The sequence below is a fragment of the Dyella sp. BiH032 genome, assembly GCF_031954525.1.
Taxonomy (GTDB): Bacteria; Pseudomonadota; Gammaproteobacteria; order Xanthomonadales; family Rhodanobacteraceae; genus Dyella_D.
In genome coordinates, this window is the sequence record NZ_CP134867.1 from 3,395,968 (window position 1) to 3,414,416 (window position 18,449).

An 18,449-nucleotide genomic window follows, 5' to 3' on the forward strand; every position below is an offset into this window, starting at 1 on the left:
GCTCCTTTGATATCGCTCATGGTCATGCCCGCCCTCACCACACCACGCCCGCACCGACGCCCGCGCCGGCATCGCCGCGCGAGTTGGTGGTGGCGTTGAGCTTGAACACGTAGCGACCGCTCTCGGTGATGGTGGACACGCCGACCGCGATACCGCTTTCGCCGTGGAAGGTACCCAGCGCCACCGCCGCCGAGCTCTGGTTCGGCTGATATGCCTGCGGCAGACTCGCCATCGCCATCGCCGAGGCGATGCCCGCGTTGGCGCGATTGCCGATGCGGTTGAGGTCGCGGTCCACCGTCTGGAAGCGCTGGTCGACGTAGTCCTTCGACCAGTTCTTGGCGCTTTCGATGGCCTCGTTGAGCTGGCCGACGTTCACCGCGTCGGTCGCCTTGGTGCCGGCCGCCACGTTGGTGACGGTGCGCTCGTTGCCCACCGAACCCACCGACACGCTATTGGCGGTATTGGCCACCGAGTTCGCGCCGATCGCCACGCTGTTGTCACCCGTGGCGGTGGAGCCCGCGCCGACCGCCGTCGAGTTGTTGCCGGTGGCCGAAGCGTGCGTACTGTTGTCCACGCTGGTCTGGTACGTGGGGTTGTTGTTGACCGTGCCGCCACCGCCGGTCGGCATGTTGTTCACCGTGTTGGTGAGGTTCTCCAGGCTGGTGTACAGCTGCTGCAGCGTCTGGTTGGTGGCATACAACTGCGAGCCGTTGATCGCATCCGTGCTGCTGCCGCTGATGCGGCCCGCCGCGACGTTGGTCAACGTCCGCTCCGCGCCAAGCGCACCCACGCTCACCGTCGAGCCCGGCGTCGTGCCGGCGAAGTTGTACGTGGTGCCTGCCAGCGTCGCACTGGCCGTGCCCACCGCCGCGTCCGTCTTCGAACCCGCGCCCAGCGCCACGCTGCCGGCATACGCCGCCTCCGTGCCCGCGCCCAGCGCCATCGCCTGGATGCCGTTGGAGGTGGCATTGGTGCCCAACGCCACACCGTCGGCCAGGTTGACGGTGGCGTTCTGCCCGATGGCCGTACCGCCCGGCGCGGTCTGCTGCACGATCGCGCCGTTGCCCATGCCAATGCCGTTGTCGCCATTTACGGTGGTCTTGGGACCGACCGCCACGGATTCCGCACCGATCGCGGCCGAATCGGACGCGGTGGAGTTGGCGTGGAAGTACTTGATGGGCGTGACCGAGAACGAGGCCATCGCCCCCTTCAACTGGCGCAGGGTCACCGCGTCCTGATCCAGCGTGCCGTCCGCCACGTTGGTGATCTGGCGGAAGTCGGTGGCGTTGCCCACCGAGACTGCGCCGAGCAGGTTGCGGTCGGTGGTGTTGTACGGCACGACATTGGTGCCGACGAGGATCGAGCCGGAGGCCGGTGCGATCGCGCGGTCGGATACCGCACCTGAGCCTAAGGCCACGCCACCGAGCACCGAGACGCCGGTGTTCTGGCCCAGCGCCGTGGCGGAGTCGGCCGTCGCGCTCGCGCCCACACCGGCAGCCAACGCATTCGCACCAGTCGCGCCGTTGTTGGCGTAATTGCCGCCCTGCGTGCCGCCATCGTTGACGCTGTAGTAGTGGATGGCGTTGGCGATCACCGTGTTGTTGAGCGTATCGATCGCCTGGTTGGTGGCGTACAGCTGGCTGCCGTTGATCGCATCCGTGCTGTTGCCGTTCACTTGGCCCGCCGCCACGTTGGTGACCGTGCGCTCGGTCCCGACCGCGCCCACGCTCACCGTGCTGGTCGGCGTCGCGCCGGCATAGGTGTAGGTATTGCCGGCGATGGTGCCGCTGCCGGTCTGCACCACCGTGCCGGTGGTGCTGCCCGCACCCAGGGCCACGTCACCCACGTTGGCACCGGCGGTCGCGCCGTTGCCGATCGAGACCGCGTTCTCGGTGTTGGCCGTCGACACCGGGCCGATCGCCACGCTGTTCAAGCCGTTCGGCAGCGAATCGGCCAGGTTTGAGTTGGCGTGGAAGTACTTGATGCCGCCGGTGTCGATCTGGTTGAACACCTGCTGCAGCGAGCTGTACGTGTTGCCGCCGTAGGTGATGCTGGTGTTCAAGGTGCCGGTGGTCGGATCGTAGGTGGTGTTGCCGCCGTAGCTGTTGGCGATGGAGTTGCCCAGGTTGGTGACCGTGTTGCCGAGGTTGGTCACGCTGGTGCCGACCGTGCCGATCGCCTGGTTGGTCTGGAACAGCTGCGATCCGTTGATGGCATCCGTACTGCTCCCGCTGATACGGCCCGCCGCCACATTGGTGATGGTGCGCTCCGCACCCACCGCGCCCACGCTGATCGTGCTGCCTGGCGTGGTGCCGGCGAAGGCATAGGTCTGGCCGTTGATCACGGTGTTGGCAGTGCCTACGGCCGCATCCGTGACCGAACCCGCACCCAGCGCGACGCTGCCGGCGAAGGCCGCCTGCGAGCCCGCGCCCAGCGCCATCGCCTGGATGCCGTTGGACACCGAGTTCGTACCCAGCGCCACGCCATCGGCCAGGTTTACCGTGGCGTTCTGGCCGATCGCCGTACCGCCCGGCGCGGTCTGCTGCACGATCGCCCCGTTGCCCATGCCGATGCCGTTGTCGCCGTTCACCGTGGTCTGCGGACCGATGGCGACCGACTCCGCGCCGATCGCCGCCGAGTCGGACGCGGCGGAGTTGGCGTGGAAGTACTTGATCGGCGTCACCGAGAACGAACTCATCGCGCCCTTCAACTGGCGCAGGCTCACCGCGTCCTGGTCCTGCGTGCCGTCGGCCAGGTTGGTGATCTGGCGGAAGTCGGTGGTGTTGCCCACCGACACCGCGCCGAGCAGATTACGGTCCGTGGTGTTGTACGGAATCACGTTGGTGCCGACGATGATCGAGCCGGAAGCCGGCGCGATCGCACGATCGGATACCGCGCCCGAACCCAGCGCTACGCCGCCCAGCACCGACACGCCCGTGCCCTGGCCCAGCGCCGTGCTGTTGTCGGCCGTCGCGGTGGAACCCACGCCCGCGGCCAGCGCATTGAGGCCGGTCGCGCCGTTGTTGGCGTAGTTGCCGCCCTGCGTGCCGCCGTCGTTGACGCTGTAGTAATGCGTGGCACCTGCCGCCACCACGTTGCTGAGGTTGTCCACCGCCTGGTTAGTGGCCCACAGCTGCGAACCATTGATCGCATCGGTGCTGCTGTTGCTGATGCGACCCGCCGCGACATTGGTGATCGTGCGCTCGGCGCCACTCGCGCCCACGCTCACCGTGCTGGCCGGCGTGGTGCCGGCGAAGTTGTAGGTGGTGCCGGCGATGGTGTAGCTCGCCGTACCCACGGCCGTGGTGGTGGTGGAGCCCGAACCCAGCGCCACGTCGTTGGCATTGGTAGCAACTGCCCCATTGCCGAACGCCACGCCACCGGCCGCCTGCGCGGCGCTGGCGTTGCCCAAGGCGATGGAGCCGGTGCCCTGCGCGTTGTTGCCGTTGCCGATCGCCACGGCGCCGTCGCCGTTGGAGGTGTTGTTTGCACCGACTGTCACGGCGCCGTTGCCGATGGCCGAGTTCGGATCGCCGATCGCCACCGCACCGTTGCCGTTGACGGTCTGGCTTTCGCCCAGCGCTACCGCGCCGGTGCCGCCGAGCACCTGCGAGTTGTGGCCGCCGGCGATGGAGCCCGTCCCGGCCGCGGCCGCCACCGTATTGGTATCACCCAGCGCTACGGTGGACGCTGCCAGCGCTTGCGATGCATTGCCGATAGCCGTCGCGCTGGCTCCATTTGCTTTGGCTGTCGTTCCGATCGCCAGCGCGTTGTCGCCTGTCGCGTTAGCCTGAGCACCCAAGACCGTCGCCGCCGTTCCGTTCGCTACCGATTGCGCGCCTACCGCTATCGCCCGCACTCCCGTGGCGCTGTTGCCCGGACCCACTGCAGCACTGAGGTCACTATTTGCCTTAGAAGAAGGCCCGACCGCGAGCGAGCTCAACCCGCTCGATTCGGCACTGAAGCCCAGAGCGGTGGCGTTCTGTGCGCTCGCCACCGCCCGAGAGCCGATGGCCACGCCGCCAAGCGTCGCCGATGATATGTAGCCAATGGCAACTCCTTCGTTGTCGGTGACCGCGGCTTGCAGGCCGACAGCTACTGACAACCTGCCCGCTGCGTTGGTACTCGCGCCGACCGCGACTGAGGATTCATTGCTCGCCACGGCCGAGCTGCCGACCGCCACCGACGACGCGCCTGAACCCACGGCATTCACACCGGCGGCGAGTGCATTGACCCCGCTGGCACCCCGGTTGAGGTAGTTACCGCCCTGCACGCCGTTGTCATTGACGCTGTAGTAATGCACCGGCGAGGCAGACGACGCGACGGCATTGATCGCCTGCGTTACCGCATAAAGCTGCGAGCCATTGATCGCATCCGTGCTGCTCCCGCTGATGCGACCGGCGGCGACATTGGTGATGGTGCGCTGGTTGGTGGTGGTACCGATGCTCAAGGTGCTGGTCGGGGTGGTGCCGGCAAAGTTGTAGGTGGTGCCGGCGATTGTGTAGTTGGCAGTACCGACCGCGGCAGCGGTGGTGGATCCATTGCCCAGCGCCACGTCGCCGACATTGTTGGCGGCTGCCGAGTTTCCGAGCGCCAGCGTGCTGTTGGCGTTCGCGCCGGCGCCGGCCCCCAGGGCCACCGCATTCGTCCCGTTCGCGGTGCTGATCCGGCCGATGGCGATGGCGCTCCCGCCGGTGGCGCTCGAACTGGTGCCGATCGCGATGCTCTGGTTGGTGTTGGCCACCGCCGTATCGCCGAATGCCACGGCGCCCGCGGCCAGCGCCTTGCTCGTGCTGCCGATGGCGACGCTGCCCTGCCCGACCACGGTGTTCTGGTAACCGATGCCGACCGCGCCCTGGGCCGCGGTACCCGGCGTGCTCACCGCCTGCCCGCCGCCGCCGACCATGTTGGTATTGCCCATCGCGACCGAGCCGTTGCCGGTGGCCGTGTTGTCCAGGCCGCTGGCGATCGCACCGTTGCCCGTCGCGGTGTTCGGATCGCCGATCGCCACCGCACCATTGCCGCTGGCGACGTTGCCGGAACCGACCGCCACCGCCTTGCCGCCCGTGGCGGACGAGCCGTTACCGATCGCCACTGCATCGGCCGAGCTGGCGACAGTGGATAAACCGATGGCGACCGCGTTGGCGGCGGAAGCGGAAGATTGCCCACCCATGGCGATGGAGTTATCGCCGCTAGCGCTCGCACCCGCCGTGGTATTTGCGCCGATCGCGGTGGAGCCTATGCCGGTGGCACTGGCTCGCACGCCCAGGCCCACGGCGAAATCCTTGTTGGCAAGGGATTGGACACCGACGGCAATCGAACCTGCACCGGTGGAGGTCACGTCGGTGCCCATCGCCACCGCACTCCCTCCGGTGGCGCCCGTACCCGTAGCCGTGCGCGCACCGATATAGATCGAATTGGTGCCGGAGGCGACTGCTCCTGCACCTTGCGCTATCGCATTCAGGGCCGATCCGTTGGCTCCCGAGCCCAAGACGACCGCCCCTTGCCCGCTCGCATTGGTCAGGTAGCCAATCGCTACGGCATTGACACCGCTCACCGCCGACTGGAGGCCCATGCCGATCGAATACTGGCCCGACACGCTCACGTCCGTACCGATGGCGATGGCCGATTCGGCCGAGGCGCCAGTGCCCACGGTGCGTGCGCCGAGATAAATCGCGTTGAGCGCGGTTGCATAAGCTTGCCAGCCAGCGGCGGTCGCATGAGTGGCGGTGCTTTGCGATGACAGCCCGACCGCCGTTGCACCGTCAGCCGAGGCTTTGCTGAATGCGCCCAGCGCAGTGGCTTGGCCCGTGCTTGCCGCGGCGCCCGAACCAAGGGCAACGGCATTGATGGCGCCGGTCGCACTAGCCGATGGACCGATCGCCACACTGTTGCCGGAATTGGCATCGACGGAACTGGACGCCCCCATCGCTATGCCGTTGCCGCCAACAGCTTTCGATGTGGTGCCAATGGCGACGGCGCTGCTTCCCGACGCGGTGACATCTTGGCCGATAGCGATGGCGCTGTTCGCAAGCGCACCGGTGCCCGCTCCCGAGCGCGCACCGAGATAGACGGAATTGACACCCGTCGAATAGGCCCCGAAGCCCATCGAGATACTGTTCTGCCCCGCCGAATGGGATGAATAGCCGACGGCCACGCCGCCGAGCACGTCGGTCGTGGCCAGCGAACCGAGCGCCGTCGCGCCCACGCCGCTGGCCTTGGCCGCGTAGCCCAGGCACGAGGCTGTGCTGTTGAAACTGGTACTGGTACTGGTGCAATCCACCGATTGCGCATGCGCCGGCAATACCCACGCCGCGCCGCCGAAGGCCGCCAGTCCCAGGAAAAGGCCCGCCCCCACGCCGCGCCGCGACCGATGGCGCACGGCACCCTGCGCGCTTCCGCCGGGCTGGCTCGTCGCCAGCTCCGACACCACCACGAGCTGCTGCAGCGCGCGGTTCCAGACCTTGCCGTAAATCTTGTTCATGACGATCTCCTCTGCGTGGGGCAGGTGCAATTCGAAAAGGCACGCGGAGCCGGCGGCGCGGGCGCGCAAAACCCCCTGGCGCGGAACCTCAAAGCGGTTCCACGCTGTCGGCGCGTGCGGCGCGCGTGCTCGGTCTTGTTTCCGCGGCCCGTGTACTCAGGCGTTCGCGCCGATCGCGAACGTCACGGCGACGACGCCCCGGGGCATGGCCCGGGTCAGGCGTTCGTCAGCACGGATGCGGCTCGGGCCGCGTCATAGTCGGTCGGGAATCCCCTGGATCGGCGGGCGCTGGGGTCGCTTAGGCTCGGCCAACGTCATTGTCGATTACTCCTGTTGCGTCCATCGGATGGATACGTGTCCCTTGCGCATGCCACTTCCCTTCCTGGGAAGTCCGCCCCTTTCCATTCGTTTCCATCGTCGCCCCGCTGCGCGCGTCGTTGCTGCGCGAGAGGCGTGATGCATGAACCAGTGCCGGCCGATCGATAGCGATGTTTGCCGCGCGCTCGCGTGCCGGTCCGCACCCGCGACGCGCGGATGTCCGGAGAGCAGTGAGGAGAGACCAAAGAAGGCGAGCCCGATTGGGCGGCAACTATCGATGAACCGCAAGATACTTCGTCGTTGCGATATTCGCTATATCGGATTGCGATTTGTCGCAATCGAGTGTGCGTGAGAGCAGCCGTGGAGCACGGCGCAGTCCCGTTCGCCCGCGTATCGACGACGCGCGCCACGCCAAGAGATGTTGTCGCGACTGATCCAAGCGAAGAAACGGACACGCGCGCGAAGAAGCACTTGCACGAGCGATCCACGCGCGCGCGCGCAACCTCGCCACCGCGTCTGCGCGAAACCCGCGGTTGCCATCGGCTCGGTTTAGGCGCGCGACACTTGCCCAAGCTCCACTCTCCCGCGTGATGCCAAAGGCCGCGGCGTACGGCGTCGCGTTTCGTCCGGCAACAAGCGACCGTGACGCCAGGACACGCCCTCGCGTCGGATACCGCTGCCCGATACGTGCTGCGAACGCTGTTACCGAATGCCCCTGTAGCACCCCGCTGTTGAGTCGCGCGATCCCGCGCACCTTCCAGGAAGGACAGGCGCGAAACGCAACGACCGGTTGGCATCGGTGAATGATTCGATGTGGGAAATCCACCGACGCGATCGTGAGGTTATGCAAGTTTTTCGAAAGCGAGAAGCTTCGTCATACAAACTTGAGATGTGGATCACTCAATTTTCGTGCATCGCATTGCAGACGATCGCTTGCGTCCTGTCCAGGATGACTTGCGCTCTGCATGCGCAACGAAAGTGTGCCGACCATTTTTCGTTTAGACGTCTAAATGTATGAGCGAAATCATTCGCATCGTCTGCATGGAAGCCACCTTTCGACCACACTTCTTCTTGCGATACCCGCAGGTATCGATGAGAAAGAATGAAATAAAGCGATATAGAAGGAGAGAAGAAGATAAAGAGAGAGAAAAGCATCCAACGTGCGCACGACCCGGCCGCCTCAGCGACCGAGCCAGCACCTCACGCACACTCTCCCAGCGCGAAGATGCGCTTCATCGGCACCCATTTTTGCCCGGGTGCCGCCCATGGAAGCCGCTGCTGGAACGTATCCATCAAGGCCTCCCAGGCCTGCACGCGCGGGTTGGCAGCATCCGCCGCCGCCTTCGCGGCGCCGTCGAAGTCGTCCGGCACGTCCATCGCCAGCACCAGGCGGTTGCCCGTGCGGAAGATCTCCAACTCGCGGATGCCTGCATTCCGGATGGAGGCCACGATCTCCGGCCAGATCTGCTCCGGCGCATGCCAGCGTTCGTATTCGGCGATCAGCGCCGGATCGTCCTTCAGATCGAGCGCGAAGTAGAGGCGCGCCATCTCAACGCTCCGTCGGCGCACGCAGGCGCGCGAAAAGGAAGATCACCACGAAGCTCGCCACCGGCACCAGCATGGCCCGCGCGATGCCCAGCGCGTCGGACACCGCGCCCATGCAGGCGGTGAGCACCGCGCCGCCGATGATGGTCATCACCAGCAGCGCGGAGCCGAGCTTGCGCTCGTCGTCGCCGCGGCCTTCCACACCCAGGGCGAAGATGGTCGGATACATCACCGACATGAAGAAGCTGCACGCCACCAGCGCACAAGCGCCCGCGGCGCCCGGCCACAGCACGGCGAACACCGTAAGGGCGATGTTCAATGCAGCGAACGCCGCCAGCAGTCGGCGCGGCGCGACGTAACGCATCAGCGCGCCGCCAGCGAAGCGGCCGGCCATGAACAGGGCGAGCGACACCAGCATGTAGTTGGCGGCCAGCTTGGCCGGCGTGCCGGGCATGGTGGCCTGCACGTAGCGGATCAGGTAACTCCACACGCCCACCTGCGCGCCTACGTAGAAGAACTGCGCGGCCATGGTGGCAAGGAAGCGGCGATCGCGCAGCAGCCGGCCGAGCACGCCGCGATCGTGCGCGCCGCCGCCCTCTTCCGTCGCATGCACGGCGGGAAAGCGCGTCAGCAGGATCAGCAGGCCCCAGCCCAGCACGATCAGGCCGATCGTGAGATAGGGCATCTGCACCGCCGCCGTCTCCTGCGAAACGAACGCGGCGCGCTCCGCCGCGCTCAGCGCGGCGAGCTGCTCGGGCGTGTGCTCCACGCCGGAGAAGATGAAGTGCTGGCCGATCAGGATGCCGGCGATCGAACCCAGCGGGTTGAAGGCTTGCGCGAGATTCAACCGCCTCGCCGCCGTTTCGCGCGGCCCCAGCAAAGTCACGAACGGGTTGGCAGAGGTTTCGAGGAAGGCCAGCCCGCTGGCGATCACGAACAGCGCGCACAGAAAGAACCCGTAGGTGCCCAGCTGCGCCGCCGGCCAGAACAGCAAGGCGCCCAGGCCGTACAGCGCCAGCCCGAACACCACCGCGCTCTTGTAGCCGAAGCGCCGCATATAGATGCCGGCCGGCATCGCCACCAGGAAGTAGCCGAGGTAGAACGCGCTCTGGACCAGGCCCGCCTGGAAGTCGTTCAGCACGAACGCCTTCTTGAACTGCGGGATCAGCACGTCGTTGAGGTTGTTCGCCACGCCCCACAGGAAGAACAGGCTGACGATCAGGATCAGCGGGAGCGGCGAATGCCGCGAGGCGCCGGCCTGCGAGGAAGAAGCCGCCGCCACCGGCGGCGTTGCCGTTGTCGTGTCCAAAACCGCCTACCCCGCAAACTGCGTCCCCGTCGGGACAGATACGACGCGATGTGCAAATATGAACTGCAAGTTCACCTGCATACAAGATGCAACGCAACAACCCCGGCTTCCGCGTGGCACCGACCCGCCCGCTGAGGCAAGCTTGCCTGCCTAGGAGGGGATCCACGCACATGCCCAAGAAGACCGCACCCAAGTATCGCGCGCCCGCGCTGGATAAAGGCCTGGACATCCTTGAACTGCTCGCCGCCTCGCCCACCCCGCTGAGCATCGCGGAGGTCTCGGAAGGCGTCGGCCGCTCCCGCGGCGAGATTTTCCGCATGCTGCAGGTACTGGAGGAACGCGACTACATCATGCGCGGCGAGGGCGACTCGGGCTACCTGATCACCCCTCGCCTGTTCCGTCTGGGCATGGAGCAGCCTCCGCTGAAGAGCGCCGTGGAAGCCGCCCTGCCGATCATGCACCGCCTCGCCCACGCGGTGGACCAGTCCTGCCACCTGGTGGTGCCCTCGCGCGAGCAGATCGTGGTGATCGCCCGCATCGACCCGCCCGGCGAGATCGGCCTGGTGGTCCGCGTCGGCCACCGCCGCCCGATGTCCCAGGCCACCTCCGGCCACGTGCTGCTGGCGTTCCAGACCGACGACGTGCGCGATCTGTGGATGGACACCATCGCCGCGCACGAACCGGAACTGGACCGCAAGAAACTCCTCAAACTCGCCACCCAGGTCCGCACCCGCGGCTACGCCACCGCCGCCAGCCATATCGTCGACGGCGTCACCGACCTCTCCGCCCCCGTCATGCAACACGGCAGCGCCGTATGTGCGTTGACCGTTCCTTTCATCGAGCGTCGCGCGTCGGCGGTGGACGAGAAGCACACGCTGGAGCATCTGCGCGAAGCGGCGAGGGATATCTCGGACACACTGCAGTATGGCGGGCCGTCGCGGGCGGATTGATACAAAGCAGTGGGCGTTTTCGCCATCTGGCCACGGTGGGTCGATGGGCTCAACTGAGGTTGCGTTGCGTCCCCGTCGGTGCGTCGAAGCGGAGAGGATGGGGGCGTGGCCGTGGGCTTGGCGTTGCCTGCGATAGCACCGCTGCTTTTCTCCCTTCCTCTCCGGGGAGAGGGTTGGGGTGAGGGGTCCTACGGAGCGAGACGTGGCGTCGTTCCTCACGCGAGCGTGAGTTCGATAGATGACATGGGGCGCTCGCAGCGCTCCGGCATCACACCTTCCTGGCCTCGCTTCGTCGATGGCTTGCGCTTCACTCCAGCCAACCCAAGCATGCGCTACCGCTCTAGCTACGTTCCCGCGAGCACCCGCCCCTCATCCCGCCTTCTCTCCCACGGGGACTACCTTCGGGTCGCCCGGAGGGAGAAGTGCGGTACCACGGCCTGCGCTTCTCCTGCATTTTCGGGGACGTGGTGACGAGCGGGGCGCGACCGCGCCCGGCGTGGTTCATGCAACCGCGATGCCATGCAGCCGCGGGCATGGCGAGTGGCGGCGTGTTCGTTCCGGCGGGCGCGAAGCTGTAAAAACTTCCCGGGCGGATAAAAAATTCAGCGCGCGGCGCGCTCCGGCGTTCGCGAAGCCGAGCCGGCCGTTAACGAACGAAAGCATGCATTCTTCACATCGGCCCACGCCGCGCCCACCGACACTGGACCGCCTGCGAGCCGTCCAGGCGCCGTCGTCCAGGAGCATGCCATGCCCGTATCCCTTCCGCGCTGGTGCATCGTGATCCCCTGCCACAACGAGGAACGCGCCATCGGCGGCGTGCTCGCGGACGCCAGTCGCCTCGGCGTGCCGGTCTATGTGGTGGACGACGGCTCGACCGATGCCACGCCCAAGATCATCGCGCGCCATCACGGCGTCACGCTGCTCCGCCACGACGAGCGCCGCGGCAAGGGCGAAGCCCTGCGCACCGGCCTGCGCGCGGCCCGCAAAGCCGGGTTCGAAGCCGTGCTGACCATGGACGGTGATGGCCAGCACCAGGTGGCCGACGTGCCGTACATGCTCGCGGCGGCGCGACGCCATCCGGGTGCCCTGGTGATTGGTGCACGCCTGCTCGATACCGAGCGCCAGCCCCGTGCGCGGCACCTCGCCAACCGCGTCGCCGACTGGGGCATTTCCTGGGCCTGCGCGCGCGGCATCGCGGACACGCAGAGCGGCCAGCGCTGGTATCCGGCGTCGGTCATGGCTTTGGCCGACACCGCGACCAATGGTTTCGCCTACGAGGCATCGCTGCTGATCCGCGCCTGCCGCGAACTCGGCACCGACGTGGTCTCGGTGCCGATTCCCGCGCGCTACGGCGCGCAATTCCGGCGCAGTTATTTCCGCCCGCTGCTGGACGTCGCCCGCATCACCTGGAGTACCTCGAGCCACCTGCTGCGCCACGGGCACCTGCGGGAAAGCTACCGCCTGGCCAAGGAGCGCCTGCCGTGCGTGGAGCACCATCGCGTCCACATGCACATGGAGGATGGCCCGCTCAGCGCCGACCTTCGCGCGGGCCACGGTTGACCAGCTCCCCGACGCTGGGCGTGGCGACACCCAGCGCTTCGCCCAGATGCTCCAGCGCGCGGCGGTTGCGCGCATCCGTCTGGCTGGCGATGGCGTCGCGGGCCACCACCACCTTGTAGCCGTGCACGTGGGCGTCCATGGCCGTGCTGAGCACGCAGGCGTCGCCCGCGATGCCGGCGAGGATCAGCTCTTCCGTCAGCAGATGCTCCAGTAGCGCCGGCAGCTGGGTGCGATAGAACGCGGAATGACGCGACTTGAGCAGGCGCACGTCCTGGTGCGAGGGCATCAACGCATCGGCGGCCTCGCGCGAAACCGGATGGCCCACTTCGCGCGTGTAGGCGATCACTCCGGTGAGGTCTTCGTGCCAGCAGTCGAAGTTGTCGTTGACGTAGATCACCGGCACGCCCCAGCCGCGGCAGTGCTCGCGCAGCAACGCGATCGAAGGGATCGCCCGCCGGAAACGCTCGGCCAGCTCGACACCGCCTTCGAAGCGAAAGTCGTTGAAGACGTCGACGATGAGCAGCGCCTGGCGGTGCGGCTGAACCATGGAGGCTCCACGGGCTGGCGGTGGCCGCACGTTGGCACCGCGGCGATCAAAGCCGCGTGGAGAGGCCAGGCGGCGGACCGCCGGCCGGCTTGATCCAGGTCAAATCGCCGGGGCGGACGGGGACTAGCATGCCCTGCATGAGCCGACGGAGGGGTGGGCCATGCAGACGGGCGAAATCGCGTACTTCCTGGTGTGGCTGGTGCTGGCCGTCTTCATGTCCGGCTACGGCGTCGGCGCGCGCACTACCCGGCGCCAGCGCGCCCTGGTGCCGCGTGGGCCGACCAAGGCGGTGGACCCGGTCTGCGGCCGCGCGGTCGGCATGCCGTCGGCGCATTTCTGCATCCATCGCGGCGAGGCTTACTACTTTTGCTCGAACGCGTGCAGGCACGCCTTCGAGACTCGGCCGGCCTCGTTCCTCGCCCGCGAGCCGCATTCCCATGCCTATCTCTCGTAAGGCGGACGAGACCCCTGCCGCGCGCACGCTGCCGGTGTTCGCGCTCGGCATGGCGCTGAGTCTGTTCCTGGAAATCGCCTACCTGCTGTGCGTCGCCGGCTGGTATGCCTTTCCCGACCTGCCGATCGAACACACCGCGCTGGGCATCTTCCTGCCCGGCTTCCGCGAGCTGAACTGGGGCAGCTTCGGGCTCGGCCTGGCGGAGAGCTTCGTGTGGGGCTGGTTCGTCGCGCTGACGTTCGGGCCGCTGTACAACTATTTCGCCAACCGCTGGCCGTAGCCGTTCAACCGGCGTGGCCGGCGATCCAGGGCAGCACGGCGCCGACCGTTCCCGCGCCCAGCAGCGTCCAGGCCATGCCGATGCGAAAGTGCAGCATCGCCACGAGCGCCGCTGCCGTCAGCAGCGCCGCACTCACCTGCAGGCTGTCCCAGCGCGGAATCTCCAGCGCCAGCGGGCCGAGGCGCCACAGCGACACCGAGCCGAACAGCGTGTGCAGCGCGAACCACACCGAGAGATTCAGGATCACGCCCACGATCGCCGCCGTGATCGCCGACAGCGCCGCGTGCAGCGCGCGGTTGCCGCGCAGCGCCTCGATGTAGGGCGCGCCGAGGAAGATGAACATGAAGGACGGCGCGAACGTCACCCAGGTGGTGAGCAGCGAGCCGAGCACGCCGGCCGCCATCGGCGACAACGCGCTTTCGTGCTGATACGCGGCGAGAAAACCGACGAACTGCAGCACCATGATCAGCGGCCCCGGCGTGGTCTCGGCCAGCGCGAGGCCGTCGAGCATCTGTCCCGGCGTGATCCAGTGGAAGCCTTCCACCGCGCGCTGCGCCACATAGGCCAGCACGGCATACGCGCCGCCGAACGTCACCACCGAGGTCTGCGCGAAGAACATGCCTTGCCGCGCCAGCAGGCTGCCGCCGCCGAACGCGAACGCCACCAGCGCGATGGGCGCGAGCCAGAGGACGATACCGACCACCGCGATACGCATCGCGCGCGTGCCCGACGGCCGCACGTGGGCCAACCGCCCCTGCGCCAGCCACCGGTCGACCAGGTACGACGAGCCGGCGTCGCCCTGCGCATCCGCGTTCGCAGGGAAGAACCGCGGCCACCACCAGCGCCCGGCGAAACCGAACAACCCCGCGGCCATGACGATCAGCGGGAACGGCACGGCGAAGAAGCGGATCGCGACGAAGGCCACCGCCGCCACCGCCACCATCAACCCGTTCTTGAGCGCCTTCCGTCCGATGCGCAGCACGGCCTCGACCACCACCGCCAGCACCGCCGCCTTCAACCCGAAGAACACCGCCGCCACCAGCGGCAGCTTGCCGAACAGCGCATACACCACGCTGAGCGCGAGCATGGTAAGCACCCCCGGCAAGACGAACAGCAACCCCGCCAACAGGCCGCCGATGGTCCGGTGCAGCAACCATCCCACATAAATCGCCAACTGCGTCGCCTCCGGCCCCGGCAGCAACATGCAGTAGTTGAGCGCATGGAGAAAACGCGCATCGCTGATCCACCGCCGTTTCTCCACCAACTCCCTATGCATCACCGCGATCTGCCCCGCGGGGCCACCGAAACTGAGCAGTCCGATCTTCGCCCAGACGCGAATGGCTTCGCGGAACGGGAGAGCGTCGGTGGGAGGCGGGGTGGGGTCCACGTGGGGGATCCTTGGAGTGTCGGTGCACGATAGCGGATGTGCGTTGCAGGGGACTTTCGCTGATGGGGCAACAAGCTGCGGCGAGGCAAGCCCCCACCCCTCATCCCGCCTTCTCCCTGGAGGGGAGAAGGAGAAGTGATGGACCGAGGCGAAAACCAAACAAGAGCGAGCGAAGCGACGCTCCGTAGCGCTCTTGATCTCCCGGGTTCCCTTCGCGGCGGTGAGGGCTGGACGATCAGGCCCGCGAAGCGGGGCGGGGACAGGGATGTCCCCGCCTTTTCGATCAGGGCAGGATGCCCTGTCGAAAAGCCCGGCCAGCCCTCAACGCACCCGGAGCAGCGAAGCTGCGGAGGGCGCCGCGCAGGGGGCCCTTCTTCTTGGTTACTTCCTCTTGGGCAAGCAAGAAGAAGTAACTCGCTCTCCGGCAGGAGAGCGAAACCCTCGCCCCGCACGGGGCGAGACCAGACTGGCGACCACCTCGCGATAACCGAGCCGTGTCGCCACTGAATTCCGGCCTGCGCTGGAATGACGAACAACAACCCACGCAGCAAACCGCGCCAGCAGCCACCCTTGCTAGCCCCCTCCCCCCCGTGCAAGCTATCCCGCTTCACCAACCCCGGAGCCCCCATGTCGAACCTCGACAACATCATCCAGATCATGCCCGCCGCCGGCTGGGTCGCCGTCTACGACGAAGGCGGCGAAGAAAGCGCCCAGGCCATCGTCTGCTTCGCGCTGGTCGAATCCGAAGCCGGTGGCACCCGCCGCCGCAGCGTGCGGCCGCTGTGCGCCGACGGCAAGGCCATCGTGCTGGCCGACGAGGCGCCGAACTTCCTGCGCGTGGAAGAGCTGGCGACCTTCGAGGAAGACGAAGAAGAGGATGAGGAAGACGAAGAGGAAGAAGACGAGGAGTAAGCCTCCCTTCCCTCGCGCGCCGGTCTCCCGGCGCGCTACGTCCCGCTCAGGCCAGCTGGCGTGCAGCCAGCTGGCCTAGTCGTTTCAGGGCCTGGTCCAGGCGCGGACTCCACGGCAGGCCGCAGCTCAATCGCAGGCAGTCGGCGTAATCGCCGCGCGAAGAAAACAACACCCCCGGCGACGTGCCGATGCCCTGCGCGAGCGCCGCCTCGAACAAGGCATAACCCTCGCCGCCCTCCGGCAACTGCAGCCACAGCGACAGGCCACCCCGCGGCTCGCTCGCGCGCGTGCCCGCGGGCCAGTGCCGGGCGATGGCTTCGTGCAGGCGCTGCGCGTTGTCGGCCAGGGTCCGGCGCAAGCGCCGCAAGTGGCGTTCCAGGTCGTGCTTCTGCAGGTACTCGGCCATCGCCAGCTGCGGCAGGCTGGCGCTGCCCACGGTCGAGAAATACTTCGCGCGCACCAGCGCGTCGGTCCATGCGCCGCCGGCGAGCCAGCCCAGGCGCAGGCCCGGCGACAGCGTCTTGGAGAACGAACCGCAACTGATCACCGCCCCCTGGGTGTCCCAGCGGCACAGCGGCGACGGGCGCTCGCCCGACCAGGCGAGGTCGCCATAGATGTCGTCCTCGATCACCACCGTGCCGTGTCGAGTGCAGCTGGCGAGCAGCGCCTGCTTCGCCGCGTCGTCGGTGAGGCTGCCCAGCGGATTGTTGAAGTTCGGCACCAGCACCGCGGCGCGCACGCGATGCTGTTGTAATAGCTGGTCCAGACGCGGAACGTCGATGCCGCGTCCCGGCAGGTTGGGCACTTCCAGCACCTTCAACCGCAGCGCCGCCACCGCCTGCAGAATGCCGTGATAACTGGGCGTCTCGACCATCACCACGTCTCCCGGCGCGGTCAGTGCGCGCAGCGCGAGCGTGATGCCTTCCATCGCGCCGGCGGTAATCACGATCTCGTCGGGCGACACCGCGGCGCCCAGTTGCGCGTAGCGTCGCGCGATCTGCCGGCGCAGCGCGGGCAGGCCCTGCGGCGGCGAGTAATCGAGGGCCGCCGCGGGCTGGTGGCGCAGGCTGCGGGCGAGTGCGGCGGTGAGCGCGGCCTGTGGCAGCAGCGCGGGCGCGGGTGTGGCGCTGTGTAGCGGCAGGACGTCGCTGCGCGAAAGCATATCCAGCACGTTCTCCAGCGCCGGATTGCTCACCGCGCCGGGAACTCGGCGCCGTGGCGGCCTGGCTACGGGCGGCGGCGGCACTGCGGCACGGACGTAATACCCGGAACGAGGTCGAGCCACCACCAGCCCTTCGCGCTCCAGCTGGAAGCAGGCCTGCACTGCAGTGGCGGCGCTGACCCCGTGGCCATGCGCGAGCTGACGGATCGACGGCAGGCGCTCGCCCGCGCGCAGCCCGCCGCGCGCGATCTGCCCGCGCAGCTCGCCGGCGAGTTGTTCGTAGAGCAGCATGGCCGTCCCATCTGTATTGGTCGATTTGCATCCTAACTGAATCTGTATTGCCCGGCCCTGCCAGCCTACGCTGGTCATCCCGAGGAGAACGCCATGACCCGCCTGCCCGGCCGCGACGATGCACGCGGCGCCCTGCTCCAGTTGCTGATCGCCGAACTGCTGATCGGCTCGGTCGGCGTTTTCGTGCACGAAAGCGGCCAGGATCCCGTCACCGCGGTGTTCTACCGCTGCCTGTTCGGCGGCCTGTTCCTGCTTGCACTGGGCCTCGCGCGCGGTTATCTGCACGGCATCTGGCAGGATCGCGCGCTGCTGCGCGGCGCAGTGCTCAGCGGCGTGCTGCTGGTGCTGAACTGGGTGGCGCTGTTCGCCGGCATGGCGCGTTCGTCGATCGGCGTGGCCACGCTGGTGTATCACTTCTTTCCCTTCGTGATGCTGATCCTTGCCGCGCTGCTGCAGGGCGAACGCACGCACCCGGCGGACCTGGGCTGGACGCTGCTCGGCTTCCTGGGCGTGGCCTGCTCCGCCAATCCCGGCAAGCTGTGGCACGACGCCGATACTTCCTACCTGATCGGCATCGGCCTGACCCTGCTGGGCGCGGTGCTGTGCGGCGCCTCGCTGCTGATGTCGCGGCGTGTCGGGCGCGAGCGGCCGTTCGCGCTGGTGATGATCCAGTGCTGGGTGGGCGTGCTGATGCTCGGCGGTTTTTCCAGCACGGACGTATTCCATGTCGGGACGCACTGGCTATGGCTGTTCGGATTGGGAGTGATCCATAGCGGTATCGTGTATGTGCTGTTCTATTCGTCGTATCCGCGCTTGCCGGTGGTGACGATCGCGGTGGTGGCGTTTGTGTATCCGCTGGTGACGTTGTCGCTGGATTACCTGGTTTATGGGCATCGGTTGATGCCCGTGCAGTTGGTGGGGTTGGGGTTGATTGTGGTGGGGACGTTGGGGGTGAATTTGAAATGGAGGTTGGGGCGGGTGGGTGTTCGCGCTGGTGCGTGAGTGGGTGCGCGTGGGATGTGGTTGGTTCGCTCCTCGACGGGTGTTGGTTTTGGGCTTCGCTCTACTGGGTTCGTTATGGGGGCGTAGCCGCGGCACGAAGCGCGAGGCACCGTAGGTTGCCTCACGGCCAGTCTGGTCTCGCCCCTCTGGGGCGAGGGTTTCGCTCTCCTGCCGGAGAGCGAGTTACTTCTTCTTTGCTTGCCCAATCCCCTCAAGGGGGACCTCGAGAAGAAGTAACCAAGAAGAAA

General features: G+C 67.2%; 12 protein-coding genes. 6 read left to right on the forward strand and 6 right to left on the reverse strand.

Going from position 1 to position 18,449, the window contains the following annotated elements:
• Nucleotides 1-34 precede the first annotated feature (34 nt).
• The 3 genes from RKE25_RS14885 to fucP form a co-directional block, all read right to left on the reverse strand.
• Nucleotides 35-6,484, reverse strand: a complete 6,450-nt coding sequence (locus tag RKE25_RS14885) for a YadA-like family protein (RefSeq protein WP_311838880.1) — start codon at nucleotides 6,482-6,484, stop codon at nucleotides 35-37.
• Between the two features lie 1,518 nt (nucleotides 6,485-8,002).
• Nucleotides 8,003-8,350, reverse strand: a complete 348-nt coding sequence (locus tag RKE25_RS14890; RefSeq protein WP_311838881.1) for an L-rhamnose mutarotase — start codon at nucleotides 8,348-8,350, stop codon at nucleotides 8,003-8,005.
• A 1-nt stretch (nucleotide 8,351) separates the two neighbouring features.
• On the reverse strand, nucleotides 8,352-9,629 hold the full coding sequence (gene fucP, locus RKE25_RS14895) for an L-fucose:H+ symporter permease (protein WP_311842402.1): 1,278 nt from the start codon (nucleotides 9,627-9,629) through the stop codon (nucleotides 8,352-8,354).
• Between the two features lie 197 nt (nucleotides 9,630-9,826).
• Between fucP and RKE25_RS14900 the strand changes: the two genes are divergently transcribed.
• Together RKE25_RS14900 and RKE25_RS14905 are read left to right on the forward strand one after the other, a co-directional pair.
• On the forward strand, nucleotides 9,827-10,606 hold the full coding sequence (locus tag RKE25_RS14900; RefSeq protein ID WP_311838882.1) for an IclR family transcriptional regulator: 780 nt from the start codon (nucleotides 9,827-9,829) through the stop codon (nucleotides 10,604-10,606).
• A gap of 747 nt (nucleotides 10,607-11,353) precedes the next feature.
• Nucleotides 11,354-12,166 (forward strand): glycosyltransferase family 2 protein, encoded by an 813-nt coding sequence (locus RKE25_RS14905; RefSeq protein WP_311838883.1) that lies wholly within the window; start codon nucleotides 11,354-11,356, stop codon nucleotides 12,164-12,166.
• Here the strand turns inward: RKE25_RS14905 and RKE25_RS14910 are convergent.
• Complete coding sequence (locus RKE25_RS14910) at nucleotides 12,135-12,713, reverse strand: isochorismatase family cysteine hydrolase (RefSeq protein WP_311838884.1); 579 nt, start codon at nucleotides 12,711-12,713, stop codon at nucleotides 12,135-12,137. The genes RKE25_RS14905 and RKE25_RS14910 overlap by 32 nt on opposite strands.
• 160 nt (nucleotides 12,714-12,873) lie before the next feature.
• On the opposite strand from RKE25_RS14910, the gene RKE25_RS14915 reads away from it, so the two are divergent.
• Nucleotides 12,874-13,167: a YHS domain-containing protein gene (locus tag RKE25_RS14915; protein WP_311838885.1), complete on the forward strand. Its 294-nt coding sequence runs from the start codon at nucleotides 12,874-12,876 to the stop codon at nucleotides 13,165-13,167.
• Nucleotides 13,151-13,447, forward strand: coding sequence for a DUF5676 family membrane protein (locus RKE25_RS14920; RefSeq protein ID WP_311838886.1), 297 nt, complete (start codon nucleotides 13,151-13,153; stop codon nucleotides 13,445-13,447). The genes RKE25_RS14915 and RKE25_RS14920 overlap by 17 nt, the downstream gene beginning before the upstream one ends.
• 4 nt (nucleotides 13,448-13,451) lie before the next feature.
• Here the strand turns inward: RKE25_RS14920 and chrA are convergent, their stop codons facing one another.
• The gene (gene chrA / locus RKE25_RS14925; protein WP_311838887.1) at nucleotides 13,452-14,834 is read right to left on the reverse strand and encodes a chromate efflux transporter; all 1,383 of its coding nucleotides are present in this window, start codon (nucleotides 14,832-14,834) and stop codon (nucleotides 13,452-13,454) included.
• 627 nt (nucleotides 14,835-15,461) lie between these two features.
• Between chrA and RKE25_RS14930 the strand changes: the two genes are divergently transcribed.
• Nucleotides 15,462-15,746, forward strand: coding sequence for a hypothetical protein (locus tag RKE25_RS14930; protein WP_311838888.1), 285 nt, complete (start codon nucleotides 15,462-15,464; stop codon nucleotides 15,744-15,746).
• 46 nt (nucleotides 15,747-15,792) lie between these two features.
• On the opposite strand, the gene RKE25_RS14935 is transcribed toward RKE25_RS14930, so the two are convergent.
• The gene (locus RKE25_RS14935; RefSeq protein ID WP_311838889.1) at nucleotides 15,793-17,199 is read right to left on the reverse strand and encodes a PLP-dependent aminotransferase family protein; all 1,407 of its coding nucleotides are present in this window, start codon (nucleotides 17,197-17,199) and stop codon (nucleotides 15,793-15,795) included.
• Nucleotides 17,200-17,292: 93 nt separating this feature from the next.
• Between RKE25_RS14935 and RKE25_RS14940 the strand changes: the two genes are divergently transcribed.
• Nucleotides 17,293-18,201, forward strand: a complete 909-nt coding sequence (locus RKE25_RS14940) for a DMT family transporter (RefSeq protein WP_311838890.1) — start codon at nucleotides 17,293-17,295, stop codon at nucleotides 18,199-18,201.
• The last annotated feature ends 248 nt before the right edge of the window (nucleotides 18,202-18,449 follow it).

What these genes read in the sequence shown, in the direction of transcription:
- RKE25_RS14885 (WP_311838880.1), bottom strand. Translation starts at nt 6,484, where the DNA reads ATGAACAAGATTTACGGCAAGGTCTGGAACCGCGCGCTGCAGCAGCTC.
- RKE25_RS14890 (WP_311838881.1), bottom strand. Translation starts at nt 8,350, where the DNA reads ATGGCGCGCCTCTACTTCGCGCTCGATCTGAAGGACGATCCGGCGCTG.
- RKE25_RS14900 (WP_311838882.1), top strand. Translation starts at nt 9,827, where the DNA reads ATGCCCAAGAAGACCGCACCCAAGTATCGCGCGCCCGCGCTGGATAAA.
- RKE25_RS14905 (WP_311838883.1), top strand. Translation starts at nt 11,354, where the DNA reads ATGCCCGTATCCCTTCCGCGCTGGTGCATCGTGATCCCCTGCCACAAC.
- RKE25_RS14910 (WP_311838884.1), bottom strand. Translation starts at nt 12,713, where the DNA reads ATGGTTCAGCCGCACCGCCAGGCGCTGCTCATCGTCGACGTCTTCAAC.
- RKE25_RS14915 (WP_311838885.1), top strand. Translation starts at nt 12,874, where the DNA reads ATGCAGACGGGCGAAATCGCGTACTTCCTGGTGTGGCTGGTGCTGGCC.
- RKE25_RS14920 (WP_311838886.1), top strand. Translation starts at nt 13,151, where the DNA reads ATGCCTATCTCTCGTAAGGCGGACGAGACCCCTGCCGCGCGCACGCTG.
- RKE25_RS14930 (WP_311838888.1), top strand. Translation starts at nt 15,462, where the DNA reads ATGTCGAACCTCGACAACATCATCCAGATCATGCCCGCCGCCGGCTGG.
- RKE25_RS14935 (WP_311838889.1), bottom strand. Translation starts at nt 17,199, where the DNA reads ATGCTGCTCTACGAACAACTCGCCGGCGAGCTGCGCGGGCAGATCGCG.
- RKE25_RS14940 (WP_311838890.1), top strand. Translation starts at nt 17,293, where the DNA reads ATGACCCGCCTGCCCGGCCGCGACGATGCACGCGGCGCCCTGCTCCAG.